The organism is Halalkalibaculum roseum (genome assembly GCF_011059145.1).
Classification (GTDB): domain Bacteria; phylum Bacteroidota; class Rhodothermia; order Balneolales; family Balneolaceae; genus Halalkalibaculum; species Halalkalibaculum roseum.
On record NZ_JAALLT010000003.1, the window covers coordinates 440194 to 464888 of the forward strand.

Below are 24695 nucleotides of genomic sequence, written 5' to 3' on the forward strand. Positions count from 1 at the left end.
TACGGCTTTCTTTCAAATTTATAATTACAAAAAACAAGCGCTATATGTCTACCAATACCAAGGTAAATCCTAAAGAAGTACACAGTATCCTTGATAAGCATATCCTTACCGATGGTCTGGATATGGTTCTGGATCTTGAGAAAAGCGAAGGTGTTTACCTTTATGATTCGAGAGGCGAAAAGCGCTACCTGGATTTCTTTACTTTCTTTGCCTCCAACCCACTGGGTATGAATCACCCGAGGCTGTCGAATGATGAATTTATACGTAAAATAGGAAAGGCTGCCGTCAACAAGCCATCCAATTCGGACGTCTACACTGAGGCAATGGCAGAGTTTGTCGACAATTTTGACCGAATCGGAATACCGGACTACATGCCCTATGCTTTCTTCATCTCGGGAGGAGCTCTCGCAGTTGAAAATGCCCTTAAAGTTGCATTTGACTGGAAGGTTCAGAAAAACTTTGAGAAGGGTTATCGTCAGGAAAAAGGTCATAAGGTCCTTCACCTTGAAAAAGCTTTCCACGGGCGCTCGGGCTACACGTTATCACTTACCAATACCCTGCCAAATAAAACGAAGTATTTCCCTAAATTTGACTGGCCTCGCATCGTGAATCCTGTCATGAAATTCCCTGCCACTGACGAGCATGTTCGTCAAGCAGTAGACCTGGAAGGTAAGGCCATAGCCCAGGCGGAGCGTTACTTTGAGATGTATAAAGACGAAATTGCCTGCATCATACTTGAACCCATACAGGGAGAGGGAGGAGACAACCATTTCAGATTAGAGTTTCACCAGGCCCTGCGTGACCTGGCCGACAAACATGAGGCCCTGCTTATTTATGATGAAGTGCAGACCGGCGTCGGTCTCACCGGTAAATTCTGGGCTCACGAACACTATGTGAAACCGGATATCCTTGCTTTCGGCAAAAAAGCGCAAGTTTGCGGAATACTTTCCAACGACCGGGTGGATGACATAGAAACCAACTGCTTCCACGTTTCATCTCGTATCAATTCTACATGGGGAGGTAATCTGGTGGATATGGTTCGTTTCGGTAGAATACTAGAGGTAATCGAAGAAGAAAAGCTCGTAGAAAACGCTGCTGAGGTCGGCTCCTACCTTCAGGATAAACTCAGTGAGCTGGCCGAAGAGTTTGAACATTTTAGCAACCCCAGGGGTAAAGGTCTATTTTGTGCCATTGACCTGCCTAACGGCCATGCCCGGGATGCCGTCAAGAAACAGTGCATTGAAAATCAACTGATGATTCTGGCCTGTGGTGAGAGAACCATCCGGTTCCGTCCGCCACTGAACGTAAAGAAGGAGCATGTTGATGAGGCAATAAGCATTATGCAGAAATCCTATAAGGAAGCTGCCGGTAAATGCCCGGCACTGACTTCAAATAGCTACACCCTGCCCAACGGCAATAGTGGAAGTTGATCGCTTGGAAATTGCAGTTCTTTCAGGATCACTGTTTCTAACTCTTTAGTAGCACTTAATATATTCTATTTTGATCCGGTGACTGCTCCTGTAATTTCTATATCTTTATCTTTTCAATATATCGATAGCTAATTTTCCAGTCTTAGTATCGGATTACTTGTAGTAGTACTTTTTGTATAGAAGCCATCCTTTTATTACTTGATTAGGTGCCTTATTCGCTTATCTTGGATATTACACCTAAATCACAAGTGACTAAATAACAATGGCTTATATAGAATTGAATAATAAGATGCCCGGTATAGCCGGACTCTTGCAGTATCGACCAGAAACGGCAAAACCTTTGAGTGAACTTGCCGAAATTTTACTAAGGGGTCCTTCCAGCCTCTCTTCCGGTGAACGTGAAATGATTGCTTCTTATGTCTCCTACAGAAATAAGTGTCATTTCTGTCACACCTCCCATGGAGCTGCAGCTGCCCATCATTTCGACGGTGATCTTTCACTAATCGATGACATCAAAAATAATTTCAAAAAAACTGAGATCTCGCCAAAGCTGCGTTCATTACTGGATATTGCTGCGAAGGTTCAACAAAGCGGAAATGATGTAAAAGAGTCAGATATCGATGCTGCCCGTAATAATGGCGCTTCGGACCGTGAAATACACGATGCGGTTTTAATTGCTGCAGCTTTCTGCATGTACAACAGGTATGTAGACGGGCTGGGCACCTGGGCACCGGAAGAAAAAGAAGCCTATGATGAATCCGGCAAACGACTTGCCCATGAAGGCTACTTATCTATTAACTCCTAATTCAATCACATCTATACCATTTGATGTGATTCCGGTTGTATGGTGATTTCGTTCAGCACCGAATCCGCAGGCTGGTTGGCAGCATAGTAGATTGCTTTGCCCACTTCTTCCGGGGTCAGCATCTTATCGCGCTGTACTCGCATATCAACTTTGTCATCATCCCAAAAGGGAGTGTCAACGCCGCCAAGGTGCATCAGGGTAAATTTGATACCGCTTCTCTTGTTCTCTTCAATTAGGGCTTTGGTAAAGCCGGTAACGGCAAATTTGGAGGCCGCGTAGACGGATGAATTTTTCATCACGTATTTGCCGAGTGTACCGGGAAGCATGATAACCCTCCCCTTTTTCTCGGTAGCCATATGTCGAACGACTGTCTGGGTAACCAGAAAGGTACCGTATACATTTGTTTCAAGTACATTTTTGGCATCATCAGGTTTAATATCCAAGAGCGGTTGGATGATACCTTGTCCGAACGCATTGACCAGTACATCTATACTGCCGAGATCTTCAGTTACCTCCCGGGTCATTGTTGATACCGATGCCAGGTCGGTGACATCCACACCGATTACAAAAGCTTCTCCACCGCTGTCGTTAATCTCTTTGGCTACTTCTTCTGCCTTACTCTTATTACGAGCGGCAAGCACCACTTTCGCGCCGGCTTTCGCAAATACTTTGGCCGCAGCGCTTCCAATTCCGCCTGAGCCACCTACAATGAGTACAATTTTGTCTTTCATAAATTGTCAATCTGATCTTATAAGTAGTTAGATCAAAGTAAGCAGATTTGCAGGATTTCCGTTCCGAGAATGTTCGTACCAATTAATTAACTATCTAGTCAGATCAACGAACCCTCCAAGGGTTGCATAACCCTTGGAGGGTTCGTTTACTTATTAATTGGAAATTAGGCCTTTAGGTAGAAGGGTTTTCCTATTTCACTCTTTTGTACTCGATCCGCCAGTTGAGCATCCAGGTATCTCCTTCATTAGTGGATGATTCCCAGTCCCAGGTGAAGGTATTTTCAGTAATATCATAGAAAACCATTCGGCTAATGATGGTGTTGCCCTGGGGACCGGGTCTCGGCCCTGTTTGAAAGATTCGCTTGTTTCCGTCAACAGACCCAAGCAGATCAATATACCCACCCTGATTATCCGCCCATGCCTGGTGCCATGACTCTCTCTGCGGATTATAAACTGAAATACTTGTACCCTTGTATCCTTTTTGGGATCCTCCAGTGCTTTCGAAATGTTCCTGAATGACTTCTCCGTCAAGAATTTTTTCTATGACATTGATGCCCTTGCCCTGATTGCCCTGTTTATCAGTCCAGCTGAGCTCCCATTCTCCCACCCAAAAGTCAAAATACTGCTCCGGTTCTAAATCTTCGATACTATTTTGCGCATTGGCCGGTAAGCTTAAGAACAGAAGCAATAAAAAGAGTAAAGTAAATGACAAATATCTCATCGGTCCGAAATTGTAGTGAGGGATAAACTGAATCTAACATTATTGCTAGCCTACAATATAGCAAGTCTAGCTTGATAAAAGACCTGAGATGGTGTTAAGCGGCAATAACCCGGTTTAAAATTCTGGGGATATAACCGGGCAGTTACTTGTCAGAAAAGAATATGACCTTAATGTAACACACCTCCAAGGTTCAGGATCTTGGAGGTGTGTTACATCATAAAAATTAAAATATACCTAAACCGGCAGCTGCATGGCTGAAGGAATAACTCCTTCATAGATCTTGCTAAGCTGATCTACGGGAAGGGCTACCAGGTTCTCTATAACCAATTTACTGCCACCCGTCATACCTATTTTGTGAACCGGTATCCCGGCTTTGGAAAAATGGTTTTCCATAACCTCTTGTTGTTCTTCTGAGACAGTAATAACAACACCTGATTGTGCCTCGCTGTACATCACTTCATGACTGTCTTCTCCTAGTTCGGAAATATCGATAGCCGCCCCAATGCCTGAAAAAATTGATTTTTCAGCTAGACTCACAGCCAAACCGCCATCAGAAAGATCATGCGCTGATTTTATCATGCCCTGTTTGATACTATCCAGAAGCGTTTCCTGAAGTTTAGCCTCAAATTCAAGATCGATGTCAGGAGTATCGCCGGTGGTCAGATCAAAGAGTGAACTCAGGTACTCCGTTCCGCCCAAGCCTGATCTCTCGGCACCGATATAATAGATAACATCATTCTCTTCTTTAAAACCCGGCGTCATCCTGTGGTTTTCAAGATCTTCAATGAGCCCGAGCATTCCGATAACCGGGGTTGGAAATACGGCTGCTTTTGGATTCTCGTTATAGAAACTGACATTACCGCCGGTAACCGGAGTGTTGAAGGTTCGACAAGCCTCGCCCATCCCTGCCAATGCCTCCTTAAATGTCCAGTACACCTCAGGTTTGTAAGGATTCCCAAAATTGAGGCAGTTCGTAATAGCCATCGGCTTTGCTCCGCTACAGACCACATTTCGTGCGGCTTCAGCTACTGCGATTTGTCCGCCTCTACGAGGATTTAAATACACATAACGTCCGTTACAGTCAGTCTTTACCGCCAGGCCTTTGTTGGTGCCTTTGATGCGAACCACGCCCGAATCAGAAGGTCCGGGTGCATTCACCGTATTGGTTCGTACCATGGTATCGTACTGCTCGTGAACCCATCGTTTGGATGCGATATTCGGCGATCCCAGCAGCTTTTTAAGGATATCATTGTGATCCTCGGGATGATCCAATGAGTCAGTATTAAAATTCTGAGTCTCATCCAGGTATGACGGACGTTTGGTTTCTCTTTCATAAACCGGTGCGCCACCACCCAATACGAGGCTGTCGGCCGGAATATCCGCCTTTGCTTCCCCATCTTTAAGATAGGTCACATTTTCTCCTTCAACGACTTCTCCAATGACAACCGCATTCAGATCCCATTTTTCATAAATATCGATGAGCTCCTGCTCGCGTCCCTTTTCAGCAACGATCAGCATGCGTTCCTGGCTTTCCGACAGCAGCATCTCATAGGCAGTCATACCTTTCTCACGCGCCGGCACTTTATCCAAGTCTAACCGCATGCCGCATTTGCCCTTGGCACTCATCTCGGATGAGGAGCAGGAAATACCTGCGGCACCCATATCCTGCATGCCTACGATACCCCCGTTTTTGATGGCTTCCAGGGAGGCTTCCAGCAACAGTTTTTCCGTAAATGGGTCACCGACCTGAACACTCGGACGCTTCTCTTCACTCTCCTCGCTGATCTCCTCCGAGGCAAAAGTAGCCCCATGGATACCATCGCGCCCGGTACTCGACCCTACAATCAGTACGGGGTTGCCGACCCCTTCAGCAATAGCCGACACGGTCTGTCCTTCCTTGACAATACCCACGCTCATGGCATTGACCAGCGGATTGCCTTCGTACTTTTCATCAAAATAAATTTCTCCGCCCACTACAGGTACTCCAAACGAATTACCGTAATCGGCAATCCCCCTTACCACGCCGTCTAGCAGGAACCGTACTCGCTCATTATCGAGCTTTCCGAAACGCAGCGAATTTAGACTGGCCACGGGACGGGCACCCATAGTAAAAATATCACGATGGATACCTCCTACACCTGTCGCTGCACCCTGGTACGGTTCAATCGCAGAAGGATGATTGTGACTTTCAACCTTAAAAGCACATCCGAGTCCGTCACCGATATCTACGAGTCCGGCGTTTTCTTCACCGGCTCCCACCAACAACTGGGGACCTTCATTGGGAAGTTTTTTTATTTCAAGGATGGAATTCTTGTAGGAGCAGTGCTCACTCCACATAACTGAATAGACACCCAGCTCCGTAAAGTTTGGAGTACGCCCCAGGTACTCTTTGATTTTCTCAAACTCTTCTTCATTAAGACCGTGGTCTTTGGCCAGTTCCAGTGTTACTTCCGGTTCTTGTATAGTTTTTTCCGGCATCAGTAGATCAATATTAGAAGTTAGAAGTATAACCTTGAAGATAATGCTGCCTAATGCAGATTACCTTCAACATTATACTGTTAAATTATACCTCCAGGTAACGGTACAAGTCATTGAATGTATTGAAGACAATATCGGCTTTATCATGCTCCTCTTCTACCCCATTAGAGGTGTACCAGGCAACTTTCCAACCGTAAGAAGTACCGCCAAGGACATCTGAATTATAAGAGTCTCCAATATAAAGGATATCACTCGCATCATATCCTGTCAGCTCAGTAGCATACTCAAAAATCCTGGGGTCTGGTTTCAAGTGACCTACATCCTCAGATATCACTAGCTGACTGGCATGGGAATAGAGATTAAATTGTTCAAACTTGGCTTTTTGAGTCTCCGAAAACCCATTGGTCAATATCCCGGTCTCAAAATCTTTTCTAATTGAATGAAAGGCTTTTTCAGCCCCTTGAACCCACTCCCAATGGTTGCGATAGAAACCCATGTAGGCCGTCCCGATTTCTTCATAACGGCTACCATCCAATCCCAGCTTCTCCAGTGTTTCTTCGAAACGGTTACGCTGCAGCTGTTCCCGGGCAATTTCACCCTCACCGTATAATTTCCACTGGCGACTGTTGACCTTATGGTAGGTATCTATGAGATCTGCAACGTCCGTGTCTCGGAAGCAGTCGAAGTGCTCATGAATATCATTTAAAGCACTTTTTTCAGCACTTTTATGATCCAGGAGCGTGTCATCCAGATCAAAATAAATAAATTTAGGTTTCACTTTCATTAGGGGGCTTTTAATTCAAGGCCAAAGATAGGGAACTTCAATCAGATCGGAAAATAGATTTGGCCATCTGCATTACACCAATAAGTTGTTTATCTATAACTTAAATTTGGAAACGAATGAGAACTAAAGGAGCTGTATCCTTTTTATTCTCATTTCGTATATTGAAGCGCTTAGGAAATAATCCATAAACCATTTTTACACATGAATATTAAAACTCTTATCGTCTTGGGGATTGTTGCCCTTCTGGTAATTTTTGGGATCAGCTCCTACAATGGTCTGGTTCAAAAACAGGAAACCGTAAACCAGGCTTGGGCACAAGTAGAAAATCAATATCAACGCCGGTCTGAATTGATACCTAATCTGGTAAACACCGTGAAAGGTGCTGCTGATTTTGAACAAGAGACACTGACACAGGTCACCGAAGCCAGAAGCCGGGCAACCTCCATTCAGGTTACTGCCGAAGATTTAAATAATCCTGAAAAACTGGCCCAGTTCCAACAGGCACAGAGCCAGCTTTCCGGCGCCCTGTCTCGCTTGTTGGCAACCGTGGAGCGTTACCCCGAGCTGCAGGCGAACCAGAACTTTCTGGACTTGCAATCTCAGCTTGAGGGCACAGAGAATAGGATCGCTACCGAACGCATGAGATTCAACCAGTCTGTGCAGACCTACAACACATCCATCAGAACATTTCCAAGTAATATCTTTGCGGGGATATTTGGTTTTGATAGCAAGGCCTATTTTGAAGCAGACGAGGGAGCCCAGGAAGCTCCCGAAGTGAATTTTGACTAGCTTGCAAATTATAGATCATGTCTGACAACGGTTTTCTTACGGAAAAACAGGAACAGAGGATTATCAAGGCTATTGCTGAAGCCGAGAATAAAACATCGGGTGAGCTGCGTGTTCACATTGAACACAAAAGCAAAAGAGATCCTCTGGAACGTGCTGCTCGCATTTTCCATGAGTTGGGCATGGATGATACCGAACTCCAGAATGGAGTATTAATATATATTGCCAGCGAGGATCACAAAGCTGCGGTATATGCCGGTAAGGGAATTCATGAACAGGTAGAAGATGGATTCTGGAGTGATGTACTGAATATCTTGCTGGATTACTTCAAAAAAGAGGAGTATGAAAATGGAATTGTGGAGGCTGTTAAGAAAGTCGGTGAAAAGTTAAAAGAGTTGTACCCCTATCAGAGCGGCGACATAAATGAATTGTCCAACGAAATCAGCTATTACAAAAACGATGAAGAGTAGCACATTCGGTAAACAAAGCAACAATTCGAAAGCCGCCAAGTCACAAAAGTATTCGACGGAGCAGGTAGCCGGACCTATTACGATTTCTCAGTCCTTTCATCAAAATAGGGTGACACAAATTTTGCGAAGATACCTTTCGGTATTGGTATTTCTTCTCATCCCTTTAACACTTATAGCGCAGGACTTTCCTTCTGAGTCAACAGGCATGGTCAGCGATTTTGCCAATGTCTTTACCTCTTCTGAGCAGCAGCGGCTGGAAACAAAACTTCGCAATTATCGCGATTCCACCACCAACGTTATTGCAGTAGCCACTCTTCCTGATTTAAAAGGGTATGACATACAGCAGGTTGGCACAGAGCTCTTCAATGAATGGCGCATGTGGCATGAAGAGCGCTATAATGGCGTGTTGTTGCTCATCGCGCCCAATGAACGAAAAGTCCGAATCGAGGTTGGATACGGCCTCGAAGGAGCCATAACGGATGCGATGTCAAGCCGTATTATCCGAGAAGTGATTACTCCTGAGTTCCGGAGCGGTAATTTTTATGCAGGAATCGATAAAGCCACTACCATTATGATCGATCTGGCTGAGGGTGAGTTTGAAGGAAGGATGCCGGAAAGCAGCAGCTCAGGAGAGGACGATCTGGTATCCACCATTATTTTTATACTATTTATCTTCTATGTGATCTATTCTATTTTCCGTCGCGGCGGTGGCGGTCGAGGCAAACGCAGAAGAAGAACGCTGGGATCCGGCGGTTTCATTTGGGTTGGCGGAGGCAGCTCCGGCGGCTTTAGCGGTGGAGGTGGCGGAGGCTTCGGAGGTTTCAGCGGTGGCGGAGGCTTCGGTTCCGGTGGCGGAGGTGCCAGCGGAGGATGGTGAGGGTAGTTATTGATTTACTGATTTACTGAGTTGGTGAATTTCCGGTAACCTGCTTGTATAAGACTGAGAATAATAAATCTTCACTTATCTGTTTCCGATGCTCTGCTGCGGAAACTTGGTGATACTTACTCCATTCTATAGAAACTACCGGTCTTATATGATTCCTGAAATACAATCGCTCCATTCCAGATATTCTTAAGGAGTAGAGCACGGTAAGCAGGATAAACGACAATCTCATTAAATGAAAGAGGCCTTATCCTGTATAGGATAAGGCCTCTTTACTTATTTTATTTTGGACTGAGCACTCTATGCAAACTCAGTGCTAAACGCTGTTACTCTGCTTTCTCTGTAGCAGCCTGCATCTCCTGTTTGGGATGCGCCTTTTCTGTTTTTATCGGTGAATTCGGCGTATCATGCAGATACTCATCCAGCGTGAATTCATCTACCTGAACTACATCAATACGAGCGTCTTCAGCTTTTCGAATAAGTTCCGCTTCCTCGTCGTTAATGATACCTTTATCCAGGGCTTCATCGATCACAAAGCGTGGCTGCGTTTTGGGCAGCTCTTTCTTCTTGGTTGCCACATGAATCTTCTTGTAGACAGGTTCGGCTTCTACTAAGGCATTCAGAGCATATTCGTAGCGGCCAAGAGCCTCTTCCTTATCTTTAGGAACATATATTCCGGATGTGAGACGATCACGGACCTCACCCGGCTCCTGCATGGCTTGCGCCACTTTACTGCCAAGCTTATCGGATGGCATACTGCTGATACGGTTCATGCGAGACCACAGCGCTATCGGCCCCTTGAAAAGCCACGATAGACCCGGAACTTTTATTTCTTTGAAAATACCATCAAAGGCATTCTGAATCTGAGAGAAGCCGTATTGCATGGTCCAATCGAGAAATATTTCATCTTCTTTCTTGCGTCCCTCTGCCTCATACCTTCGCAAGGTTGATGTAATCAGATACATCCAGCCTAGTATATCGGCAAATCTACCGCTTATCTTCTCTTTAATTTTCAGTCCGCCACCGTAGGAGCCCAGCGCAATATCTGCCATGAAAGCAAATGTGGCTGAGGTCCATGCCAGTTTTTTGTAGTATTTGGCTACCGGACCTTTGGTCGGTGCTGAAGCAATTCTTCCACGGGTAAGGCTCATCAGCAAGGCTCTTGCCGAATTTTGACAGACATGACCAATGTGCTTCCAGAATACATCATCGAAGGCTTTCACATCCTTGTTTGTCAGTGCCTCGATTTCTTTGAAGGCATACGGATGACAACGGATGGCACCTTGACCAAATATCATCAGGGTGCGTGTCAGTATATTGGCTCCTTCCACCGTTATGGCTATGGGAGTAGCAATATAGCTATGAGCAAACAGGTTTCTGGGGCCGCGTGAAATGGCAGCGCCCCCCTGAACATCCATGGCATCATTGACTACCTTCCTTCCCAACTCAGTGAAGTAGTATTTGGCAATAGCGGTGATCACGGCCGGTTTGTTTCCGATATCCAGTCCGCCGCAGGTGTAGCGCCGGCCGGCTTCCATCAGGTAGGTAAAACCTCCCACCCTGGCCATCGGCTCTTCAATACCTTCAAACTTACCGATATTGATTCCAAACTGTCTGCGCACTGCCGCGTAGGCACCGAGTGCCCGACTGGCCGTTTTCGATCCGCCCACACTTTGAGCAGGCAGTGAAATACCGCGTCCAACGCCCAGCGATTCCATGAGCATTCTCCAGCCATTGCCGGCTTGTTCGGGCCCACCAATGATTTGATCCACGGAAATAACCGCATCATTACCGTCAATCGGACAGTTGTAAAACGGAACACCCAAAGGATCGTGTCTTCGGCCCAATACAATACCCTCCGTGTCACTGGGTATCAGAGCACAGGTAATACCGAGATTCTCTCCTTTACCCAAATGGTTTTCAGGATCACGAAGCTTGAAAGCCAATCCAATTACTGTTGAAATTGCGGCAAGGGTAATGTAACGCTTATTAAAGTTCAGCCTGATCTTCAGCTCACCGTCATCGTCTTTAAACACCACCCCTTCTGCAGTCATAGCACCTGCATCGGAACCTGCAGTGGGCTCAGTGAGACCGAAGCACGGCATCTCCTCACCGGTTGCCAGTTTCGGCAGGTAGTGATCCTTCTGTTCATCCGTACCGTAATGCATCAACAGCTCGGCCGGACCCAGTGAATTGGGTACCATTACTGTAGTGGCCAATGGACCGCAACGAGACGCCAATTTGGTGATGATAGCACTGTGAGCAGAAGCTGAGAATTCAAGCCCACCATACTTTTCGGGTATGATCAAGCCAAAAAACTTGTTCTCCCGCAGATAATCCCACGTCTCATCGGTAAATCCCTTTCTGACAAACACATCCCAGTCACTGACCATACCGCATAGCTCCTCTACCGGCCCGTCCAGAAAAGCCTGCTCTTTGTCAGACAATTCAGGATAGCTTTCTGCAGCAAGGCGATCCATGTCGGGTTTGCCGGAAAAGAGTTCGGCATCTACCCACGTCGTTCCCGCTTCAATCGCTGTTCTTTCGGTTTGGGATATCTTTGGCAGGAAGTTCAATGCATCCAACAGCTTCATGATGCCGTTGGTTATCAGCGTTCTCCTGATAGGCTTGATATTAAACACCAGGCAAACGACAGCGTAAGTGATCAAGAGCCATGCCGGGGCATTGACTCCCCACAGGGTAATAAAACCTGCAACCGCCCAAATACTAAGCGGTACGCCCCAAAAGGCGAACAAGATTCCTACGACTAAAAAGCCTGTAATGATAGTCCAAACGGGAAATTGATTTAAAAATCCCAAGCTTTCAATTAACGTTTCCATGGCGGATCCTCCGGGTATTGGTTAAATTCAAACTTAATCTTTTAAACTGGCCGGTATGGCAGTTCGAACATGAAAACCATGGATAATATGTTCAATGGCTTGTCCGATGAATTCCTGCTGGTTCAAACGGTTATCCAGTCTTTTAGTTAATACTACAGACATCACTCCGTGCAACTGCGCCCAGAACGTATAGGCAGCAATGCGCGGATGATCTTCATCCAGTAAATTCTTCTCTACTCCTTCTTCTAAAACTTCTGTTACAATTTCGTAGCCGCGCCTGGCTTTTCTGAACTTCTCCTTTGGGTAACGCGATATTTGGTCAGAACTTACGGTATAGATAATCTGGTACTCTTTTGTGTTCTCTAATGCAAACTCAACGTAAACTCTTGCGAGAATATTCAGTTTTTCCAAAGGATCTGTCTTGCCCTTGATGGATTCCTCCAACTTATTATTCAATCTATCAATTGATTCTTCCATCAAAGCGTGGATCAGATGATCTTTACTCTCAAAATGAAGATATATACTGGTTGCACTTACACCGGTCTCCCGGGCAATTTTTCGCAGCGAAAAGTTACGCTGACCCTCTTCCAGCAGAATCTTTCTGGCTGAATCGAGCAGCCGTTCTCTGAGGTCGGACATCTTTTATTTCCTTAATAGGTTAACAGTGTTAACTAAGAAATAAACAATTCCGCTTTTAAAGTCAATATTTACCGTATAGCGTGCTTAAAATTGGTTGAAACTGGCTAAATTGAAAAAATAAGAAAGGCTTTACAGTGAAAACTGAAGATATTTTATAATTTTGCCCTTTTTGAGATGCTTACGCTCAAAATCAGTTTTCAGGGTCAAAATATCATCATCCGGACAGTCGGAATAAATATCTTCCACTTCATCCTGTATGCGTCCCCCGTTTTTTTCAACCGAATATTTGCTGAATTTAAAGAGGTCCTCACTATCAGTCTTCAGATGTATGGGTCCTGATTTTTGAAGAATATTCCGGTAGATAGCTAGAAATTTATCTGATGTCAGTCTTTTGCTTCTGTTACCCCCTCTCAGGTAGGGATCAGGAAAAGTAATCCATATCTCTTCCACCTCTCCCTCATCGAAGTACTCATCAAGATGATCGATATAAATTCTCAGAAACCTGGCGTTTGAAAGTTGCTCTTCCCTTGCCTTACGCGCACCTTTCCAGAGTCGTGACCCCTTTATGTCTATCCCAACATAATTTCTGGACGGGTATTTTCTTGCAAGGCCCACCGTGTAGTCACCTTTGCCGCAGGCTAGTTCCAGCGTGATTGGATTTTCATTGCCAAAGATTTCCTCCTTCCAAACTCCTTTCGGTTTCGACCGGGCATCCTGAAAATCAGTGAGCTCGAGCACGTTTTCAAATTGATCGATATCCTCAAATCGCTGAAGCTTGGTTTTGGCCATTGTTCAAGAGGTATTTCCTTATCTCATTATTTATTGCAGTGACAGTATTGAAATGCCTAACGCATGCTTACGATAGGTACAGTATTAAAAAGATTTAGAAAAGTTTTAACCTATGGGGCTAATCTTTTAATGGTCCATTCGTTCGCCTCATTCACATAAATCAAACGGTCATGCAGTCTGCCCCTCCTCCCCTGCCAGAATTCCATAGAAGATGGCTTTAGCAGATAACCACCCCAATATTCAGGGACCGGAATAGCATTATCTTCATATTTTTTCTTTAGTTTCTGAAACCGCTCTTCCAGCTCTTCCCGAGAGATGACCTCCTCACTTTGATTGGAGGCCCAGGCCCCGATCTGACTCAGACGTGGTCGTTTATGGAAATACTCTTCCGACTCTTCTCTGCTTATTTTTTCGACTGACCCCTCCAGGCGAACCTGTCTTTCCAGTTCAGGCCAGAAAAAACAGAGTGATGCGTTAGGATTCACATCCAGTTCTTTACCTTTTCTGCTTTGATAATTGCTGAAGAAACGAAATCCATCCTTATCAAAACCTTTTAAAAGTACAATGCGAACCGATGGATTCCCGTCGCTCCCGGCTGTGGCCAACGACATTGCATTCGGTTCCACAACTTCCGATTGCAGAGCCTGCTCAAACCATGTAGCAAACTGGTCTACCGGATCTTTGCTGACATTTTCCTCGAGCAGTTCTTCACGGGCATATTCCCGCCGCAGTTGTTCAATCTTTGAGTTGCTTTCGTTCGATTTGATTTCCATAGTAATTTATTACCTAGCCAAAATAATCTGGTTCATTTCCGGGTTTCCATTTAATGTTGCAGCCCATACTTGGAATTTGCTCTTCCATTATTTCTCCATCTTCGAGCAATAGGTCAACGGCTTCTCTTAAGTCGTCACCGGTTACAGGTTTGCCATTCCCGGGTCGGCTGTCATCAAATTGCCCTCGGTAAACGAGCTCACGGTTCTCATCAAAAAGATAGAGATCGGGAGTGCATGCTGCTTTGTATGCTTTGGCCACTTCCTGGCTCTCGTCATAGAGATAGGGAAAAGAATATCCAAAATTTTCAGCATCCTCTGCCATCTTTTCCGGTCCATCCTGGGGATATTTTTCGGCATCATTTGAGCTGATTGCTACAATTGCCAGCTCTTCTTCCGAATAATCGTCGGCAAGCTCAACGAGTCCCTGTTTAATGTTCTTAACATACGGGCAATGATTACACATAAAAATGACCAGTAGAGCCTCCGAATCCTCAAAATCAGTTAATGACATATGGTCTCCGGTTACGACGTCGGGGAGATTGAAATCAGGCGCATCGGTGCCCAATTCAAGCATAGTAGATGGTGTTGCAGACATAAAATAAGATCTTAATTCAGAATTAGTTTAATCTTACAAAGATTAAGGAATAAGCATTCCTTTTCATAGGGATACTTCGCAAAGATAGGCGGTTAGAAAGAAAATATAAAAGCCCGACGCCTGATTATTTTCCTGAGGTTATTTATGCTTAGAAAAGCCACTATCTTGGGGATAGTTCTAAAAGCGTCGGGCTTTTATCGTAGCTGTTTATTTCATACGGCAGAGGGGCTCAAATAGTTTCATTATTAGTTGTAATAATTTGAAATAATTATACTTATCCCGAAATTCTCTACAAATATAATAGTCGGTTTCTATTCATTTCTCCTTCCTTATGTTATAACAGGTTGAATAACGTTCCGTACCGCTATTACCTGTTTTCCGATAACACTCTTAAAGCGATAAAACTCATCTCAACAATATCTAGCTGCTTATCATCCCTGAGCACCTGTCATTGAGATTTCTTTTGGCTAAGTTATTAACTACAAAAATTCCAATTAGTAACGGGTAATTTGTACATTTAGAATGAGGCTTTGTTACTAATGTCTTTGAAGGTCCGATAATATGGTTGCTACCACCTTAATACTACTTCAGCTCTTAACGCTTCCGGTTCAAGATGTTGCTCTGGCTGAGCCCATTCCACCGGCGGATGCAAGAACATTAGCTACTCATCTATCAGAACCTTGCCCTATCGGTACCAACCACTTTTCTGATATCCAATATGAGACGGTACCTCTTGATGATTTCAGAACAAACATCGAACAAAAGGTATGTACCGATCCTGATACCAAAATTGCATTTGTACATAATGTTATCGAAAGTAATGCTACCGACCATTTCACTTTTGCCCAGCAAATCTATTTTGAAGTCTTGCGGGAGACACCTGCCCACAAAAGGTTCGGAATCATTGAAATAGAGGCTATAAATACATTGCCGCTTGTTCCTGAAGAACAAAAGTCAGAGTGGAAAACTAAGATAGAAAGCAAGGATAAGAGTCTTGCTCACGACATAGCTTATTTTTGGAGCATTCGCGATCCGGTACGTTCTACTCAAATAAATGAGCGGCTATCGGAGCACTGGCAACGTATTGCTCATGCTCGAAAGAACTATACAAAAAATACCGATGGACTTTATGGTACTGACGACCGGGGTACTATTTTCGTTAGATACGGTAAACCAACCATTGAAAGGTCCGGATTACTCTCCCCTTCAAACACAGAGATAAGAAGTAAGCTTTATGACCTTTCCTTTTTCAAGGGTGGAATTGATCCCAGAGAGCTTTACAACCTAAATATGTCGATCAAGCAGCAGTATATGCCCAAGTATTACGAGGTTTGGGTATACAGGAATATTGAAAAGAAACAGCCCCTCATTTTCATTTTCGGTGAATCGGCCAACAAAGGTACTTTTGGACTTAGAAAAAGCCTGGAAGACTTTATTCCCAACGGCTCTTTTAACATGGGCATCAGTTCTTCCTGGCGATATGATACCGGTCCCCGTGGTTTGACGGCCGGTCCTTTTCTGCAGATGGCGCTTTATGATCGCCTGTCGACGATAGATATATTTTTCGGTAAACAGCTTGCCAGCTATGAGGATAACTGGATGAAATATATGCGAGGACACCTGAACTTCAATTCGTTTAAAATGATCAGTCGTTCGCCGCAGGCTGAAATGGCATTGCAACGACTGCAGGATAGGGCCCCGGAATCGAATTCAACTATGGAAGAGAGGTTAAATCTGATTTCACAGCACTATAAATCCTACCGTTTTCTGGATGAAGAAAATAATCCCTATCGAAAGCTTGTTTTGTTCAGTAATCCTCATAATAACTTGATCTCCTACGATGCCGTAATCTCCCAACATCAGAAACCCGTTTACAAACTCACAGCATCTGTAGACGCTGTTAATAGAGAGGGCCGTTCCATCCTGATAGACAAGCAGGAGACTTTTTTAAGAGGTGATCTTCCGGGTACCATAGCCACGCTATTGAGTATTCCGAAACAGAGTGCTACCGCCTCAGACTCATCAAAAGCTATAATGATCAGCAGCGAAGTGTCACGAATACCACAGCTAAAAGGTGAGGAGTCAGAGGCCGACAGGTATATTCTTGCATCTGCAGTGAGCCGTATCCAGGAGAGCAGTCCATTGAACAGCAGCAGTGATAAGATAGAAGTCAGTGATATCATATGGGGATACCGAGGCAAGGAGAAAACAAATCAGATTGAAGAGTTCCATTTTATAATACCGCCTGATGATCGCCTGCCCCAAGGCGAAAACCTTGCCGTATATTTCGAGACTTATCACTTAAATGCAGGAACGGATAGCCTCTACCAATACCAGGTCGAATATTCCATTCATCGCAAAAAAAGGCGTAAACTGAGAGATACCGGAATAAGATTGACCCTCAATTTATCCTCAGCCTCAGATCGGGGAAGTGAAAATATTGAAATTCAAACTGCTGATCTCGAAACAGGGAGCTATCGCGCCGTATTCCGGTTTTTAAATCCTGAAATACCGGGAACTACCGAAGAACGTTACATTGATTTTCAAATTGAAGATCAACCCTGAACCGGACTAATCCTTTTTAAAAATCCTCATCTAAGCAAGCTAAATTACGTATCGGTGGTATAGTGATTTAATTCCGGCTTTAACTGAACTTCTCCAGGATCTCTTTATAGTTTCTGCTCATCGTAAGCTTATGATCGTTATACATGATCACCTGGTAATCCCCGTGAAACCACTGTTCCAGCTCTTTGACCTTTTCTACATTGATTATTGTGGATCTGTGAATTCTGAAGAAGGTATCGGAATCCAATTTCTTCTCCATGTTTTTCATAGTCTCTCGTATAAGGTAGTTTTTGCCACCGGAATGAATGCGCACATAGTTACCTGACGATTCAATCCAATCGATATCCGTTGCTTTAAGGAAAAAATACCGCCCTGAAGATTTTACAAGAATGCGTGATTGCGGCCCGCCTGACTCATCCAGGTATTCCAACAGGTCCTCTATTTTGCCACTCATTTTGGCTTTGTCATCCTGTTTAAGAGCTTTCTTTGCCCTATCCAGGGATTCATAAAACCGCTCTCGCTTAAATGGTTTCATGATGTAGTCCAGTGCGTGTACATCAAAGGCCTTAATGGCATACTCATCATATGCGGTTACAAATACCACTAAAGGTACCTTATCCTGATCAATACCCTGTAGCACTTCAAAACCATTGATTTCGGGCATCTGAATATCAAGGAAAACCAGATCCGGGCGCTCTTTCTCAATCGTTTCAATAGCTTCCTGACCGTTTGCACAAGATTCCAGTAACTCTATCTCTTTATCTTCTTTAAGTAGACTTTCGAGTCGTTTACGGGCCAAAGGTTCATCATCCACTATAACAGTTCTGATTTTTCTATCCATGGTTTGCCACCGCAGTTTGCTTTTTGGTAGTAAAAGGAATTCTGATTTCCACCTTCAAGCCTCCCAGTTCTGATCTAAGAAGCTCAAATGAGTTTTCAGTAAAAAGCTGGTTCAAACGCTGCCTGATATTTTCAAGTCCGATACCGCTTCCATTTGACGTTCCATTAATGCCGGGACCGTTGTCCTCAACCGACAGGTTCAGGTATTCTCCCGATTTTTTGGACGTTATTCTTAGAATCCCGGGCTGCATTTTTTTGGAGATTCCGTGCTTAACTGCATTTTCAACCAGGGGTTGCAGTAGGAAACTGGGGACCAGGGCATTTATAGTATCTTCCTCAATATCTGTATTAATAGTCAGCCGATCACTAAACCGTGTTTTCTCGATGGCCAAATAGGTACCTGTGAATTCGAGTTCATCCATCAGCGGAACCAGCTGTTTATTGACACGCTTGATGGATATTTGCAAGAACCGCTTCAGAAGATTCAATAACCGGCGGGCTATCTCAGGGGCTTCGTAAATCAATGAATTTATATTGTGAAGCGTATTAAAGAGAAAATGCGGATGAAGCTGAACTTTCAAAACGTGAAGCCTGATAGAAGCCAGTTCAGCCTGCATTTCCATATTCCGCAATTGTCGCTCTTTATACTGGTCATAGTATTTTTTCAGGTAGTAGGAACCTATAGTCAACCAGTATGACAACGGACCTACAATTCCATAGGAGACCATAACAGTAGGAATGGAGGCCATCATGGATTCCAGATTCCATGAGTTATCATACCAAAGAACGAGCATCAGCAAACGATATGTAACCGAATACACCGGTACAATGAGGATGCTCATTATGATGTGAATACCGAAGGTCAGAACGGTTGAATCATGCTGAAACAGCTTTCTGGCCAATTTGATCCAGACAGGAGTAAACAGGGCAATCACCCCCCATATGAACAAAGCCCTGACAACCAGAAAATTCAGATCCGGTACCTCGTTATTACGTATAAAATAAGCATAGGATTTGCTGATTGTTGTCAATACCAGAAAGAGCCATACCGTAAGGGCGATAGCTACTATCAGTTTCTCCTGTTTTATTTTGCTATATAAAGAATTCATAATCACTGGTATAAACTGCCGATTTCAGTATCATCGGCTTCAGCTATTTCTTCTTGATCCTCTTCTGATGGCAGGAATGGAAATGTCAGGTTTATAGTGATGCGTTTTTTTCCCGTCTGAGTCTTAAAATCAACCTCTCGGTACTTGTTTTGATATTTGTCTACTATCTTGAGGATTTCAGTATTCATCAGATATTTGGGCACTTTCGGATATGGAAGGTTTATCCCTTTTATAGCTACCTGCAAATGAATTTTTCCCTGTATGAGTACAGCATTATAGCTTATTTTTTGAATAATATTCCGGGAAGGTTCAATAGAGGCAATGATCTGCTCAAAAACCGGGATTAGAATAAGGAATGAGGGAACCAGGGCCTCATTACAGGATTCCTCAATATTTTTCTCAATAAGCATGTCCTGTCCCAACCGTTTTTTCAGAATACTCGTGTATAGCTCAAATGCCTTTAGATCTTCCTCCAGCACCACTTCATCCTTTTTAACGTTAGAGAGCATGATTCGCAACAGGTCACTGAACTCGGTTAAGATCTCCTCGGAGGCTTCCTCGCCTTCATCCAGGCTGTTTTTTATGGCTTCAATAGTTTCCATCAGAAAATCAGGCTGTATCTGATTTATCAGTGCCTGAAATTTTGCTTCGTTCAGTTCGGCTTTAATGCGAGGCTCCTTAAGTTGTATGGCCCTGTATTTTCTCTGAAAATCGAGCGTATATACTCCGAGTAGGATTCCCGCATAGAGCATTACACGCATATCGATAAAACCGAGAAAATCTCTTTGAATATACGCCCAGCTAAAAGCGACTTCATAAAATTGGGATACCGTGAAGCTCTGGACCAATGAGTGCACACTAAACAGGAATAGCATTGAAACGAAATGCATCCCTATGCTGGAATAGATGCTCTGCTTTTCAAATTTATAGCTGCGGGCCAGCCATATTATGACAGGGGTTAATGCTATCCAGGGTGAAATACAAAGGATTTCGAACCATATGATATTGAAGAAATCAATATCCGACCCTTCTTGGAGGGTTGTTAGCATTGTTATGGATGAAATCAGCAGTATCACGACAGACCAAAACCCGATAATGACAAGTGATTTGATCACCAAACCCCGATAAAACTGACTCTGAAACATGAGTGTATAAGCGTAAAATTATGTGCTGTATAAACTGCCGGACTGTCTCAATGTACAATCCTTTTCGCTTAGCTGCTTGTCCCCATGCTACAAAATTCCGGTTTTTAGTGTTACCAAATTTACGCGGGATTGGACAAAATGTTAGCCTGATGGGATCAGAAGGATATATGCAGGACGACCGAGGAACTATTGTGACCAACAGCAGAGGGCCCGGGGCTCAAAGGGATAACATGGATTCGAAAGGATAATTTATTTTACAATTATTTGTACAAATTATTTCTGTAAACGCTTATAAATAGTCAGAAAAGGTTTAGTTGCGATCCTTTACCGGGCCGGAAACCTTCGGTATTAAGGTTTATCCGTGCGCGGTTGAAGCCCAATCTTTCTGTATGGATTCTAAATAAACTTCTGATTTGATCAGCAAATACACCCTCCCCATGGAATCTTTTCCCAAATTCAGAATTATTTAAGTCACCTTCCCGGATACTTCTAATCCTGTTGAGAACCTTATCTTTCCGTTCAGGAAAATGGTGCTCCAGCCAGTCGGAAAACAGATCCTTCACCCCATATGGCAAGCGAATGATAGTATAACCTGCATATTCTGCACCTGCTTCCCTGGAAGCTTCCAGAATGTTTACACACTCGTGGTCGGTCAGTCCGGGAATGATAGGGGCTACATTAACCCCTACCGGTATTCCTGCTTTACTTAACTCTTCAATAGCCTGAAGCCTTCTTCCCGGTTGGGAGGTTCTCGGTTCCATAACCCGAGCCAATTCTCTGTCCAGTGAAGTGATAGATAACGTTACATGAACTGCCTGATGCTCTGCCAACTTTTTGAGCAGATCGATATCCCTAGTAACCAGATAGTTTTTGGTTATGACACTCACAGGATTTCTAAATTCCTCAAATACCATCAGGCAGGCCCTGGTAATACGTAGTTTTCTTTCCACCGGCTGGTAGGGATCGGTCACTCCGCTCATAAGTATAGTTTGAGGTTCCCAGCTTTTTGATTGGAAGCGTTTTCTCAGTTTTTTTGCGGCATCATATTTTACCACAATCTTGGACTCAAAATCCTTGCCTGCTGAAAAATCCAGGAATTCATGAGTGGGACGTGCATAGCAGTAAATACATCCGTGTTCGCATCCCCGATAAGGATTTAAGCCGTAGGTAAACGGGATATCGGGACTTTGGTTTTTAGAGAGTATCGTCTGTGTATGGTCCTTGAACAACTCGGTATCAGGAGACGGTTTTTGCCCGGTTTCCTCATCCAGATCATAATCAACATACTCACCGCTAAATCGATTTGCGGGATTATCCGATGAGCCTCTTCCTCTTATGGGGTTTTGTTTTGGCATGTCTTATACTAGTACATTTCTTGTAAATAATTACATGCGCAATTTCTTCGCTATTTAGATTACACGTATTGAGCGAATCTAATTTTATATAATCCGCATGACAACTGCTTAAGCTTGAACTCACTCAGTAACTTAAAAATAACCGTTTGAGTGTCAACATATTGTCAGGTGGGATTTTATTAGACAATCTTTTTCAATCTGTTTTGCAGCTTTTCTTCTAACAAGTGCTTTTGTTATTTCACAGAGTTACGCAGAGAAGCTCACCAGTGAGTAGAAGCACTTCAGTATACAGGCGCAGAGGGGCTTAGAGTTATTTTCAATAAAATTAAAGACGGGTTTAAAACTATTAAGGATATCCAGGGATAAAATATTAGAAATAAATAGTCCCGCAATTAAAAGTAACTCAATTGCGGGACTACAGAACCTTTTGTGTTAAACTATCAGGTATTGGAACAACTAATATCAACTACCGTATTGTTGGAACTGTCCCAGCATAATGGTGTATCAGTGCCCTGTTGTATGTAGCCAAGGTTGGTATCGGTGTTCCAGCCTATTTCCATGTCATTGCCCCCTGTTCCTTCTCCGGTTACAATCATCAGGAAATCAGTACTAACCTTGTCATAAGAGATAGTGATATTTCCGGAACTGTTATCCAGGATTTCTATCGTTATCTCACTCTCACCTTCACCATCAGTAACCCAGTTTGAAGTTAAAAAAGGTACCGGTGTATTGGATTCTGCTTCAAATGAATTGAAGGTCCAATTACCGGTCAGTCCGTCATTCTGAGTGGTCCCTTCCATTAATTTATAATCTTCAATAGTCACTTCGGTATCACTATAAGACCAGTAAACAGCCCAGGAAATAGCATTCCCATTATCCTGAGCGGTAACACGCATTTCTGAGCTGGCACCCTGATAATTGTAGCTGTAAGTCCATTCCCATGTACCATTATTAAATGAGCCCTCTCCTTGCGGAGCTGATTCAAGAATACTTCCGTATAACATTCCAATACTGCTTATGCTACCGTAACTCAAAACCATACTTTTTGCCATTAAGAAATTCTGTGAAGCGGATTTTGTCTTAACGGTGGTATTTTCAAAATAACTGACGTCAGGTTGAGAATACTCCAGGTTGGGTAATGCCGGAGCCTCCTCTTCTGTTGCTCCGGTGCTGTTGTCTCCGCACGCGGTCAATACTAAGGTTGCTGTAGCTATAGCTAGAACGGTAAAGATTAGTTTTCTATACATGGTCCCTCGGTTTTAATTGATGTGGTCTTACTCTATATGCGTAAGAAATCGCAATATCAGCCCATTCGACTAACAGGCATTTTAAGTAAGACCGCCCGGGAGTCCATTCCTTACAAAATTTATGAAATATATACTGTTTTGATATTTACGAACTCCTTGATGCCATGATGGGAGAGCTCCCTGCCATAACCTGACTTTTTGATTCCGCCAAAGGGAAGGCGCGGATCTGATTTCACGAAATCATTTACAAAGCAGCAGCCCGCTTCCAGGGATGTCGAGGCCAAACGTTCAGCCCGTGTAACATCTTCAGAGAAGACAGCAGCACCCAAACCATAGCTGTTATCATTGGCAATGGCTATAGCTTCTTCCTCACTCTTTGCCTTGAATACCGAGGCTACCGGACCGAATAACTCCTCTTCGTAGGCCGGCATGCCTTTCTTAATGTTTGCCAGTACTGTTGCCGGATAGAATGCTCCATCATCATCGGGAATTTCCCCTCCAAGCAGGCAATCGGCACCCTTTTTTCGGCTTTCTTCAACCTGCTCATGCAACTGATCTCGCAGATCAAAGCGTGCCATCGGACCTATATCCGTATCTTCCTCAAATGGGTCTCCGATTCTTTTTTCTTTCATTTTTGATAATACCAATTCCAAAAAGTCATCATACACTTCTTGTACTGCAATAAATCTTTTAGCAGCAATACAACTTTGACCACTGTTAATGAGCCTGGAGGTTACACAGCTTTCAGCTGCCATCTCCAGATTAGCATCTTTCAATATGATATAGGGATCACTGCCACCCAGTTCCAAAACCGTTTTTTTCAACACGTTTCCCGCCTGTCCGGCGACAGCCTTTCCGGCTCTTGTACTTCCGGTTAAGGTAACTGCATCAATTGCCGAATGCGTAATCATAGCCTGGGTTTGATCGATATCCGCAAGCACGGTTCTAAACAGGTTTTCAGGGATTCCGGCTTTATGAATGATCTTCTCGATTTCCAGAGCACAGCCGGTTACGTTTGGAGCATGTTTAAGCAAGGCTGCGTTGCCGGCCATCAGAGCCGGTGCCGCAAATCGGAAAAGTTGCCAGAAAGGGAAATTCCAAGGCATGATGGCCAATACAGTCCCCAAGGGATTATAGCTCACGTAACTTTGAGAGGCATCAGTTTCGATCTGTTCATTCTCCAGAAATTGAGCCGCATTTTCCGCATAATACTCGCAAACCCATGCACATTTTTCTGCCTCCGATACCCCTTGGGGCAACGGTTTTCCCATCTCCCGGGCCATCAGTTCGGCCAGCCTCCGCTTCCGATCTTTTAAGATGTCAGCAATGTTATTTAGGTATGTTGCTCTTTCCTCGAAATAGAGATCTTTCCAATCGTCTTGAGCTTTTGCGGCGTTATTGATGATGGAATCAAGTTCCGAATCATCCATCAGTTTATATTCTTTGAGTACTTTACCTGTGGTTGGATTGATTGTTTTCATAATAGAATCACCATTTGCATTTCCCTTTGTAATTCAAACCTAAAATTCAGTAAGCCAATTCCAAATATTACTTACAGACAAAAGCAACTGTTGATGTAATTCATTTTTACGGTTTAAATGAAAAACATCCTTGCACGCTTTAGGGAGGGATTTAAGTACACATATGTAATAGAATCTCAGCCGCCCCGATGGGGTTGGAATGTGATTTGATTTCAACCCACCGATTTAT

The 24695-nt window shown here is 43.9% G+C and carries 21 protein-coding genes; 6 read left to right on the forward strand and 15 right to left on the reverse strand.

Annotation, left to right across the window (positions count from 1 at the left end):
• Positions 1–44: 44 nt before the first annotated feature.
• The gene (lat, locus tag G3570_RS10375; RefSeq protein ID WP_165142006.1) at positions 45–1430 is read left to right on the forward strand and encodes an L-lysine 6-transaminase; all 1386 of its coding nucleotides are present in this window, start codon (positions 45–47) and stop codon (positions 1428–1430) included.
• Positions 1431–1692: 262 nt separating this feature from the next.
• The gene (locus G3570_RS10380) at positions 1693–2235 is read left to right on the forward strand and encodes a carboxymuconolactone decarboxylase family protein (protein ID WP_165142008.1); all 543 of its coding nucleotides are present in this window, start codon (positions 1693–1695) and stop codon (positions 2233–2235) included.
• Positions 2236–2246: 11 nt separating this feature from the next.
• Here the strand turns inward: G3570_RS10380 and G3570_RS10385 are convergent, their stop codons facing one another.
• From G3570_RS10385 to G3570_RS10400, 4 genes are all read right to left on the reverse strand, one after another.
• Positions 2247–2966 (reverse strand): SDR family oxidoreductase, encoded by a 720-nt coding sequence (locus tag G3570_RS10385; protein WP_165142010.1) that lies wholly within the window; start codon positions 2964–2966, stop codon positions 2247–2249.
• A gap of 190 nt (positions 2967–3156) precedes the next feature.
• A complete protein-coding gene (locus G3570_RS10390) occupies positions 3157–3687 on the reverse strand; it encodes a DUF1579 family protein (RefSeq protein ID WP_165142012.1) in 531 nt (176 codons plus the stop codon).
• Positions 3688–3921: 234 nt separating this feature from the next.
• Entirely contained in the window at positions 3922–6165 is a 2244-nt protein-coding gene (gene purL / locus G3570_RS10395; RefSeq protein WP_165142014.1) for a phosphoribosylformylglycinamidine synthase subunit PurL, read from the reverse strand.
• 85 nt (positions 6166–6250) lie between these two features.
• Positions 6251–6949 (reverse strand): HAD family hydrolase, encoded by a 699-nt coding sequence (locus G3570_RS10400; protein WP_165142016.1) that lies wholly within the window; start codon positions 6947–6949, stop codon positions 6251–6253.
• Between the two features lie 201 nt (positions 6950–7150).
• On the opposite strand from G3570_RS10400, the gene G3570_RS10405 reads away from it, so the two are divergent.
• From G3570_RS10405 to G3570_RS16495, 3 genes are read left to right on the forward strand one after another with little or no spacing between them, the layout of a single operon-like run.
• Complete coding sequence (locus tag G3570_RS10405; RefSeq protein WP_165142018.1) at positions 7151–7738, forward strand: LemA family protein; 588 nt, start codon at positions 7151–7153, stop codon at positions 7736–7738.
• Positions 7739–7755: 17 nt separating this feature from the next.
• Entirely contained in the window at positions 7756–8205 is a 450-nt protein-coding gene (locus G3570_RS10410) for a TPM domain-containing protein (protein ID WP_249066966.1), read from the forward strand.
• Positions 8195–9082 carry a TPM domain-containing protein gene (locus G3570_RS16495; RefSeq protein WP_165142020.1) on the forward strand — a complete coding sequence of 296 codons (888 nt, stop codon included), beginning with the start codon at positions 8195–8197 and terminating at the stop codon, positions 9080–9082. The genes G3570_RS10410 and G3570_RS16495 overlap by 11 nt, the downstream gene beginning before the upstream one ends.
• Positions 9083–9414: 332 nt before the next feature.
• On the opposite strand, the gene G3570_RS10420 is transcribed toward G3570_RS16495, so the two are convergent.
• The 5 genes from G3570_RS10420 to G3570_RS10440 all read right to left on the reverse strand — a co-directional run bounded on the left by G3570_RS10420 (position 9415) and on the right by G3570_RS10440 (position 14724).
• Positions 9415–11928, reverse strand: coding sequence for an acyl-CoA dehydrogenase (locus G3570_RS10420; RefSeq protein WP_165142022.1), 2514 nt, complete (start codon positions 11926–11928; stop codon positions 9415–9417).
• A gap of 33 nt (positions 11929–11961) precedes the next feature.
• Positions 11962–12567, reverse strand: a complete 606-nt coding sequence (locus tag G3570_RS10425; protein ID WP_165142024.1) for a TetR/AcrR family transcriptional regulator — start codon at positions 12565–12567, stop codon at positions 11962–11964.
• A 129-nt stretch (positions 12568–12696) separates the two neighbouring features.
• Positions 12697–13356 carry a tRNA (guanosine(46)-N7)-methyltransferase TrmB gene (gene trmB / locus G3570_RS10430; protein WP_165142026.1) on the reverse strand — a complete coding sequence of 220 codons (660 nt, stop codon included), beginning with the start codon at positions 13354–13356 and terminating at the stop codon, positions 12697–12699.
• Positions 13357–13466: 110 nt separating this feature from the next.
• Positions 13467–14129 carry a pyridoxamine 5'-phosphate oxidase gene (pdxH, locus tag G3570_RS10435; RefSeq protein WP_165142028.1) on the reverse strand — a complete coding sequence of 221 codons (663 nt, stop codon included), beginning with the start codon at positions 14127–14129 and terminating at the stop codon, positions 13467–13469.
• A 13-nt stretch (positions 14130–14142) separates the two neighbouring features.
• Positions 14143–14724 (reverse strand): thioredoxin family protein, encoded by a 582-nt coding sequence (locus tag G3570_RS10440; RefSeq protein ID WP_165142030.1) that lies wholly within the window; start codon positions 14722–14724, stop codon positions 14143–14145.
• A gap of 561 nt (positions 14725–15285) precedes the next feature.
• On the opposite strand from G3570_RS10440, the gene G3570_RS10445 reads away from it, so the two are divergent.
• Positions 15286–17289, forward strand: a complete 2004-nt coding sequence (locus G3570_RS10445) for a GWxTD domain-containing protein (protein ID WP_165142032.1) — start codon at positions 15286–15288, stop codon at positions 17287–17289.
• A gap of 79 nt (positions 17290–17368) precedes the next feature.
• Here the strand turns inward: G3570_RS10445 and G3570_RS10450 are convergent, their stop codons facing one another.
• The 6 genes from G3570_RS10450 to G3570_RS10475 form a co-directional block, all read right to left on the reverse strand.
• A complete protein-coding gene (locus G3570_RS10450; RefSeq protein ID WP_165142034.1) occupies positions 17369–18130 on the reverse strand; it encodes a LytR/AlgR family response regulator transcription factor in 762 nt (253 codons plus the stop codon).
• The gene (locus G3570_RS10455) at positions 18123–19238 is read right to left on the reverse strand and encodes a sensor histidine kinase (RefSeq protein WP_165142036.1); all 1116 of its coding nucleotides are present in this window, start codon (positions 19236–19238) and stop codon (positions 18123–18125) included. The genes G3570_RS10450 and G3570_RS10455 overlap by 8 nt, the downstream gene beginning before the upstream one ends.
• 2 nt (positions 19239–19240) lie before the next feature.
• A complete protein-coding gene (locus G3570_RS10460; RefSeq protein ID WP_165142038.1) occupies positions 19241–20287 on the reverse strand; it encodes a histidine kinase in 1047 nt (348 codons plus the stop codon).
• A 395-nt stretch (positions 20288–20682) separates the two neighbouring features.
• Entirely contained in the window at positions 20683–21738 is a 1056-nt protein-coding gene (locus G3570_RS10465) for a PA0069 family radical SAM protein (protein ID WP_165142040.1), read from the reverse strand.
• A 440-nt stretch (positions 21739–22178) separates the two neighbouring features.
• Positions 22179–22985 carry a hypothetical protein gene (locus G3570_RS10470; protein ID WP_165142042.1) on the reverse strand — a complete coding sequence of 269 codons (807 nt, stop codon included), beginning with the start codon at positions 22983–22985 and terminating at the stop codon, positions 22179–22181.
• A 119-nt stretch (positions 22986–23104) separates the two neighbouring features.
• Positions 23105–24466, reverse strand: coding sequence for an NAD-dependent succinate-semialdehyde dehydrogenase (locus G3570_RS10475; protein WP_165142044.1), 1362 nt, complete (start codon positions 24464–24466; stop codon positions 23105–23107).
• Positions 24467–24695 lie beyond the last annotated feature (229 nt).